Below are 8,422 nucleotides of genomic sequence, written 5' to 3' on the forward strand. Positions count from 1 at the left end.
TGGCCGCGCGGCGATGGGCTTATGTCGAGGCCAGCCGTCACCGACGAATGCGGGTGTCTCATGTGGGATGAACAGTTCGAGGAACTCGTCAGCTCGTTCCTGCCGTTCCAGCCGGCCGGTCGGGCGCTCTCCGCCGACACCAATCTGCGCGATCTGGGTCTGGACTCGATGGGCGTGGTCGAGCTGATGACCGCCCTGGAGAGCCACTACGACGTGCGGTTCATGGACGAGGCACTGAGCCTGGAGACGTTCGCGACCCCGGCCGTGCTCTGGGGCGAGCTGTCCAAACTCCTGGCCCCGGCGATCTGAACCGCCCGGCCGGGCCCGCCCGGTCAGGCAGCCGCCGCCCGCGGCCGGGGGCGCAACGCCAGCCGCGGGTGCAGGTCGACCGTCGTGAACGCCCGCTTGGTGGCCCGCACCCGGCCGAACATGCTGTCCGGCCCGGCGATGTGGACCGTGTCCACCCCCTGGCGCTGTAGCGACGCCACCACCTCCGGCCAGCGCACCGGCCGCACGATCCCGTCCAGCAGCAGCTTGCGCACCTCGGCGGCGGTGGTGAGCACCGCGCCGTCCTGGTCGGCGACGATCGGCAGGGCCGGATCGGCGAACACGACGTCCCGCATGATCTCCCGCTCGACCCGCTCACGCAGCGGCGCGAACGCCGCCGAGTGCATCGGCGGACGCATCGTGTAGAGCGGCAGCCCGCCGGCCGACCGCAGCCGCTGCTGCAACCACTCCAGCCGCGCCTCCCGCAGCGAGACCATGTAGAAGTCCTCGTCGACGTAACACGAGATCTCGTACGGCTCGCCCAGCTCCTCCAGCTCGCGCAGCACCTCGGCGAGCAGCCGCGGCGGCGTACGCAGGAACGAGTGGGTGACCACGTCGCTGTGGTGCTGGGCGAAGTAGTCGTGCTCGCACCGGGCCAGGTCGGCGGTCAGCCGCACCACCTCGGCGAAGCTCAGCGAACCCGAGTACGCCGTCGCGGCCTTCGCGCCGAAGCTGGGCCCGGTGCAGACGGCAGGGGTCACCCCCAGTTCGGCCTCGGCCCACTGCGCCATGCCCAGACAGGTGACCAGGAAGGCGACCTGGGCGGCCTCGGAGTAGTCGCCGTCGGTCTCCCGGAGCCGGTCGAACACCGAGTAGCCCAGCACGTCGTCGGCGGTCGTCAGCAGTGCCCGCGCATGCTTGTTGACCAGGAGGAACTTGGCGACGGTCGCGAACGGGGTGGGCCCCATCCCCGGGAAGACCATCGCGCTGAGCCCTGTCGTCCGGGTGGTTTCCATCAGCTTCTCCCTGTTCGCGGAATTGACACCGAGTGTGGCTGGATCGATACCATCGGATGAACCCCTACCGGCCCCTAACCCGCCCGGTCGGGCAGGCCGTCGAGGAACCCGGTGAGCACCCGTACGAACCGTTCCGGCTCCTCCAGGTGCGGCAGGTGGCTGGACTCCTCGAAGATCTCCCAGCGCACGTCGGGGATCAGGTCGGCGAACGGCTGCACCGTACGCGGGGTGGCCTCGTCGTACCGGCCGGAGATCAGCAGCGTCGGTACGGCGATGTCCGGGCACAGGTCCTCCACCCCCCAGTCCCGCAGGGTCCCGATGACGTGGAACTCGCTCGGCCCGTTCATCGTGTAGTAGACCGTCGGGTCGTTGTAGATCTCGTAGAACGAGGCCATGTAGTCGCGCGGCCACGGGTCCAGCCGGCACACGTGTCGTTGGTAGAACGGCAGCAGCGCCTGGAAGTACTCGTCGGAGCTGGTCTGCCCGGCCGCCTCCAGCCGCAGCAGGGTGTCGTTGGTCCCGTCGGGCAGCGCGTCGCGCAGGACCTTCATCTCCTCCAACCACAGCGGGTACGACGCCGGCGAGTTCGCGACGACCAGTCCACGCAGCCCGGCCGGGCGGGTCGCGGCGTGCGCGGCGGCGAGCATGCCACCCCAGGACTGTCCGTACAGGACGTAGTTGTCCGCGACGCCGACCCGGTGCAGCAGGTTGTCCAGCTCGTCGAGGAACAGCCGTACGGTCCAGAAGTCCGGGCCGTTGTCGGGCAGGTGGGTGGAGCCGCCGTTGCCGATTTGGTCGTAGTGCACCACCGGCCAGCCCCGCTCGGCCAGGCCGGACAGGTTCAGCAGGTAGTCGTGGGTGCTGCCCGGCCCGCCGTGCACCACCACGACGGCGGGCCGGTCACCGCCGGGCGTGCCGGTGATCCGGTACCAGGTCCGGTACTCGCCGAAGGGGATCACGCCCTTGGCGTTCGGGGGCAAGCTCATCACTGTTCTCCGATCGTGGCGAGCCAGGTCTCGACGGCCCCGGCGGCGACCTCGGCGCGTTCCTCGACGAGGGTGAAGTGGCTGGCCGGCACCGGGCACAGGGTGTGCGTGGGCTCCCAGGGCGCCGTACGCCAGCCGTCCGAACCGGCCTGTCCGGCACCGACCTGTTCGGCACCGGCGTGCTCGGCACCGACCTCGGCGAAGAACGACTCGGTGCACTGCACGAACAGCACCGGCGCGGCGACCGGCGGCAGCGCTATCCCGGCCAGCAGCTCGCCGTAGCGGATCATCGCGGACAGTCGGGCGCTGTCGAAGCCGCCGAAGCTCTGCTCCCGTTCCAGCAGCCCGAAGACCAGCTCCTGGAGCGGCCCGACGTCGTCCTGGCTGACCCGGAACGTGTCCAGCAACGCCACCCCGACGGGTCCGGAGCCGTCGTCCTCGGCTTCGAGTCGGGCCGCGACGGCGTACGCGAGCAGGCCGCCGGAGGAGTAGCCGACCAGCACGTACGGTTCCCCGTCGGCGGCCCGGCGGACGCTGGCGGCCAGTACGGCCAGGGCCGCGTCCGTGGTCGCCGGCAGCGGCTCGTGCTCGGCGAACCCGGTCAGCGGGATCGCCGACACCGGTCGCCCGCCGGTCATCGCGGCGACGAGCCGGGCGTGCTGGTGCACGCCGGTGGTCGCCATCGGCGTGTTGACGAAGATCAACCGTGGCCCGCCGGTGCCGGTGGCGAGCACCGCCGGTGCCGGGACCGGCGGCGGCTCGTCGGCGTCGAACGCCGGCCGCAGCCGGGCCACCGCGCGCAGCAGCTCCCAACTGCCCTCCAGGTTCCCGGAGCGGGCCCCCGCCCGGAACCAGTCGGTCACCGTGTCGGACTGCCGCCCCGCGCGCTGCGGCTCGGGGCCGGTCGGGGCGCCGAGTTCGGCCAGCAGGTGTTCGGCGAGCTGCGTCGGGTGCTTGTGGTCGAAGACGACCATCGGCGACAGCCGCAGCCCGGTCGCCGTACCGAGGCTGTTGCGCAGTTCCATCGCGCTGAGCGAGTCGAAGCCCAGCTCGTTGAAGGCCCGCTCGGGCGCCACCGCATCCGGGCCGGTGTGGCCGAGGACCGCGGCGGCGTGGCCGCGTACCAGGTCGACCAGGATGCTCAGGCGCTCCGCGTCGTCGCGGCCTGCCATTCGCCGCACCAGGTCGCCGGGGCCCGACCCGGCCGTGGCCCGGCGGACGGTACGCCGGACCAGGCCGCGCAGCAGCGGCGGCACCTCCCCGGCCTCCGCCCCGGCCAGCTCGAACCGGGCCGCGACCAGCACCGCCGAATCGGCGGCGAGGGCGGTGTCGAACAGCGCCAGGCCCTGTTCCGGGGTGAACGCGACCAGCCCGGAGCGACTCAGCCGAGACCGGTGGGCGTCGGCGAGCGTGCCCGCCATGCCGGTGTTCCACGGCCCCCAGGCCAGGGACAGGCCCGGCAACCCGGCCGCCCGCCGCTGTACGGCGAGCGCGTCGAGGAACACGTTCGCGGCCGCGTACGCACCCTGGCCGGGGCCGCCGAGCGTGCCCGCGACCGACGAGAACAGCACGAACGCCGTCAGGTCCCGACCTCGGGTGGCGTCGTGCAGGTGCCAGGCGGCGTCGGCCTTGGGGCCGAACACCCCGGCCAGCCGGGGCCCGGTCAGCGCCCCGACGACGCCGTCGTCGAGCACCCCGGCGACGTGCACCACCCCGGACAGGTCCGGGATCTCCACCACGAGATCGCGTACGGCGACCCGGTCGGCCACGTCGCAGGCGGTGATCCGCACCCGTGCGCCGAGCGCCGACAGCTCCCGGGACAGCTCGGCCGCGCCCGGAGCGGCCAGCCCCCGGCGCGAGGTCAGCACCAGCGACCGTACCCCGTGCGCGGTGACCAGGTGCCGCGCGACCAGCGCACCCAGACCGCCGGTGCCGCCGGTGACCAGCACCGTCCCGGCGCCGGAGAAAACCGGGCCGGCGGCGGGCTCGGAGTCGGGTGCGGACCGGCCCGAGACGGTCGAACGCGGCGACCCCGGACCGGGGTCGGCCGGCGCCGTCCCGGCGTCCGGGTCGCTGCCTCTGGCGGTGCCCCGGTCGGTGCGCGGCTCGGTCGCGACGCGGGTCAGTCGCGGCACCCGCGCGATCGCCCCGCGCAGCGCCAACTCCGGCTCGCCGGACGCGGCCACCGCGGCGAGCAGCGCCGTCGCGTCCGCTGAGCCGTCCGTGTCGACCAGCAGGAACCGGTCCGGGTTCTCCGCCCGAGCCGAACGTACGAGACCCCACACCGCCGCCGCGGCCGGGTCGACGCCGTCCTCGTCGGGCAGAGCCACCGCGCCACGGGTCACCACCACCAGCCGCGACGCGGCGAACCTCGGGTCGAGCAGCCAGCCCTGTAGCACCGCGAGGACCCCGGCGGTGACGACGCGGGTCGCCTCGGGGACCGGCGCGTCGGGCACGTCGCAGGTGAACAGGACCACCTCCGCAGCGGTGGCGGCACGGCCGGACTCGCCGTGGTGAACCGGCGCGGGGCCGGTCGCGGCGGGCAGTTCCGTGGGCACCCAGTCGACCCGGTACAGGGCGTCCACCCCGGACGCGGCGGCAAGCTGTCCTGGCCGTACCGCGCGGGACACCAGCGCGCCGACCGAGAGCACCGGGGCGCCCGTACCGTCGGCGGCGGAGATGGTGACGCTGTCCGGGCCGGTCGAGGCGATCCGCACCCGCAGCGCCGTCGCGCCGGTCGCGTGCAGGGTCACCCCCGACCAGGCGAACGGCAGCACGGCCGGACCGCCCTCGGAGCCGCGGACCAGCGCGAGCGCTTGCAGGGCCGCGTCGAGCAGCGCCGGGTGCAGTCCGCAGCGGGCCGCGTCGGACTCCTCCCCGGCGGGCAGGGTCACCTCCGCGAAGACCTCGGCACCGGACTGCCACACCGCGCGCAGCCCCCGGAACACCGGCCCGTACGCGTAGCCGTGCTCGGCGAGGGCCTGGTACGCGCCGTCGAGCTCGACCGGGGTCGCGCCGGGCGGCGGCCACTGCCCGAGGTCGTCGGCCGGAGCGGGTGCGCGGGTGCCGAGCAGGCCCTCGGCGTTCACGGTCCACGAGCCACCGTCGCCGGCCGAACGGATGGTCACCGACCGGCGGCCGTCGGCGTCGGACGTACCGGTCTCGACGCGTACCCGTACCGGTGCGTCGCCGTCAAGCACGAGTGGGGCGTGCAGGGTCAGTTCCTCCAGCAGGTCGCAGCCGACCCGGTCACCGGCCTGGAGGGCCAGCTCCACGAACCCGGTGCCGGGCAGCAGCACACTGCCCTGCACGACGTGGTCGGCCAGCCAGCCGGGCGACGTGGGCGACAGCCGACCGGTCAGCAGTACGGTGTCCGTCTCGGCGGACGGCACCACCGCCCCCAGCAGCGGGTGGTCGGCCGACTCCAGGCCCGCCGCGCGTACGTCACCGGTGTCGGGCTCGGCCGTCAGCCAGAACCGTTCCCGCTGGAAGGCGTACGTCGGCAGGTCCACGTGCCCACCGCCGGCCGGGCCGAACAGCTTCGCCCGGTCCACGCCGCCGCCCCAGGCGTGCAGCTGGGCGACGGCGGCGACGGCCGTCTCGGCTTCGTCGCGTCCGGCTCGGACGGTCGGGACCGCCGGGGTGTCGTCGAGCATCCGGGCGACCAGCCCGCTCAGCACCGCGTCCGGTCCGACCTCCACGAACCGCAGCACACCCAGCCCGAGCAGGGTGGTGACACCGTCGGCGAAGCGCACTGGTTCGCGTACGTGCCGCACCCAGTGGTCCGGGGCCGTCAGTTCGCCCGGCGCGGCGAGCCGGCCGGTCAGGTGCGACACGATCGGGATCGCCGGTTCGGCGTACGACAGCCGGCCGGCGACCTCGGCGAACCCGGCGAGCATCGGGTCCATCAGCGGCGAGTGGAAGGCGTGGCTCACCGCCAGCGGCCTCACCCGACGACCCAGCGCCTCGAAGTACGCGACCACCTCCGCGACCGCGTCCCCCGCCCCGGAGACGACGACCGACTCCGGGCCGTTGACGGCGGCGATCCCGACCGTTCCGTCCCCGAGCCGGGCAAGCACCTCGGCCTCGGTCGCCTGAATCGACGCCATCACCCCACCGGGCGGCAACGCCTGCATCAGCCGACCGCGCGCCGCCACCAACCGGACCGCGTCCGGCAACGACCAGACACCCGCCACGTACGCGGCGGACAACTCACCGATCGAGTGACCGGCCAGGTAGTCCGGGCGTACACCCCAGTCGTCCAGGAGACGGAACAGGGCCACCTCGACGGCGAACAGGGCGCACTGGGCGTAACCGGTCCGGTTCAACAACTCCTGGTCGTCGCCCCAGATCACGTCACGCAGGGGGAGGTCGAGGTGGGTGTCGAACTCGGTGAGGATCTGGTCGAACGCGGACGCGAACACCGGGAACGACGCGTACAACTGGCGACCCATGCCGAGACGCTGCGCGCCCTGGCCGGTGAAGAGGAAGGCGGTCGCGCCCTGGCGGGCCTGACCCCGGATCACGGTCGCGGTCGGTGCGGCGTCGGCCGGCGGCTCGTCCCCGGCCAGCGTGGCGAGTCCGGTCATCAGGTGATCGCGGTCCCGACCGACGACGGCGGCACGGAACTCGAACGCGGCCCGCGAGGTCGCCAGCGCCCGCGCGACCCGCGGCAGCGGCACCCCCGGCCGTTCCCGCAGGTACGCCAGCAGCCGCCCGGCCTGCCCGGCGAGCGCCTGTGGGCTACGCCCCGACAGCAGCAGCGGTGTCACGGCCGCCTCGGGTGCGTGATCGGCAGGCGCCGCCTCGGGTGCCTGCTCGACGATGACGTGCGCGTTGGTGCCGCTGATGCCGAACGACGAGATGCCGGCGCGCCGGGGATGCCCGTTGACCGGCCACTGCCGGGCCTCGGTGAGCAGTTCGACCGCCCCGGCGGTCCAGTCCACGTTGCGTGACGGCTCGTCCACGTGCAACGTCTTCGGCAGCACCCCGTGGTGCATCGCCTGCACCATCTTGATCACACCGGCCACACCGGCGGCGGCCTGGGTGTGGCCCAGGTTCGACTTGATCGAGCCGAGCCAGAGTGGATGGTCGGTCGACCGGTCCTGCCCGTAGGTTGCGATCACCGCCTGCGCCTCGATCGGGTCACCGAGCGTGGTGCCGGTGCCGTGCGCCTCCACGACGTCGACCTGGTCGGCGCCGACCTGCGCGTTGGCCAGCGCCTGGCGGATGACCCGCTGCTGCGAGGGGCCGTTCGGGGCGGTCAGGCCGTTGCTCGCGCCGTCGGAGTTGACGGCCGTGCCGCGTACCACGGCGAGGATCTCGCGTCCGTGGGCGACCGCGTCGGACAGGCGCTCGACCAGCAGCATGCCCGCGCCCTCGGCCCAGCCGGTGCCGTCGGCGGCGGCAGCGAACGACCTGCACCGTCCCCGTGGCGACAGGCCCCGCTGGCGGCTGAACTCGATGATCGTCTCGGGGGTGGCCATCACCGCGACACCGCCGACCAGCGCCAGGTCGCACTCTCCCGAGCGCAGCGCCTGGGTGGCCAGGTGCAGCGCGACCAGCGACGACGAGCAGGCCGTGTCGACCGTCACCGACGGACCCTCCAGGCCCAGGGTGTACGACACCCGCCCGGACGCGATCGCGCCGGTGCTGCTGTTGTGCACGTAGTCGTGGTACATCATCCCGGCGTACACGCCGGTGGCGCTGCCCCTGATCGTCGCCGGGTCGATCCCGGCCCGCTCCAGCGCCTCCCACGAGCATTCGAGCAGCAGCCGTTGCTGCGGGTCCATCGACATCGCCTCGTTCGGGCTGATGCCGAAGAACGCCGGGTCGAACAGGGCGGCGTCGTACAGGAACCCGCCCTCGTTGGTGTACGTCGTGTTCGGGCGCTGCGACGTCGGGTCGTACAGGTCGGCAAGGTCCCAGCCACGGTCGTCCGGGAACGCGCCGACCGCGTCCACGCCGTCGGCGACGAGCCGCCACAGCTCGTCGGGCGTGCTCACCCCGCCCGGGTAGCGGCAGGCCATCCCGACGATCGCTATCGGTTCACGGGCCGCCGCAGCCTGCTTGCGCTGCTGCGTACGCAGCCGCTCGGTCTCCTTCAGCGAGGCGCGCAGCGCCTCCAGTAGTTTCTGGTCCGAGCCGGACATG

At 73.4% G+C, this 8,422-nt stretch carries 3 protein-coding genes and 1 pseudogene; 1 reads left to right on the plus strand and 3 read right to left on the minus strand.

Annotated features, from left to right (window positions below):
- Window positions 1-60: 60 nt before the first annotated feature.
- On the plus strand, window positions 61-309 hold the full coding sequence (locus OG792_RS21760; RefSeq protein WP_329101693.1) for an acyl carrier protein: 249 nt from the start codon (window positions 61-63) through the stop codon (window positions 307-309).
- 23 nt (window positions 310-332) lie between these two features.
- On the opposite strand, the gene OG792_RS21765 is transcribed toward OG792_RS21760, so the two are convergent.
- From OG792_RS21765 to OG792_RS21775, 3 genes and pseudogenes are all read right to left on the minus strand, one after another.
- Window positions 333-1,283 (minus strand): ACP S-malonyltransferase, encoded by a 951-nt coding sequence (locus OG792_RS21765; protein WP_329101695.1) that lies wholly within the window; start codon window positions 1,281-1,283, stop codon window positions 333-335.
- Window positions 1,284-1,357: 74 nt separating this feature from the next.
- A complete protein-coding gene (locus OG792_RS21770; protein WP_329101697.1) occupies window positions 1,358-2,269 on the minus strand; it encodes a proline iminopeptidase-family hydrolase in 912 nt (303 codons plus the stop codon).
- Window positions 2,269-8,409, minus strand: a pseudogene (locus tag OG792_RS21775) (type I polyketide synthase); the annotation flags it as partial. The gene OG792_RS21770 and the pseudogene OG792_RS21775, both read right to left, overlap by 1 nt.
- Between the last annotated feature and the right edge of the window lie 13 nt (window positions 8,410-8,422).

Origin of the sequence: Micromonospora sp. NBC_01699 (assembly GCF_036250065.1) — a bacterium.
Classification (GTDB): domain Bacteria; phylum Actinomycetota; class Actinomycetes; order Mycobacteriales; family Micromonosporaceae; genus Micromonospora_G.

Excerpts from the sequence above, each read along its gene's own strand:
- OG792_RS21760 (WP_329101693.1), top strand. The coding sequence starts at position 61 with ATGTGGGATGAACAGTTCGAGGAACTCGTCAGCTCGTTCCTGCCGTTC.
- OG792_RS21765 (WP_329101695.1), bottom strand. The coding sequence starts at position 1,283 with ATGGAAACCACCCGGACGACAGGGCTCAGCGCGATGGTCTTCCCGGGG.
- OG792_RS21770 (WP_329101697.1), bottom strand. The coding sequence starts at position 2,269 with ATGAGCTTGCCCCCGAACGCCAAGGGCGTGATCCCCTTCGGCGAGTAC.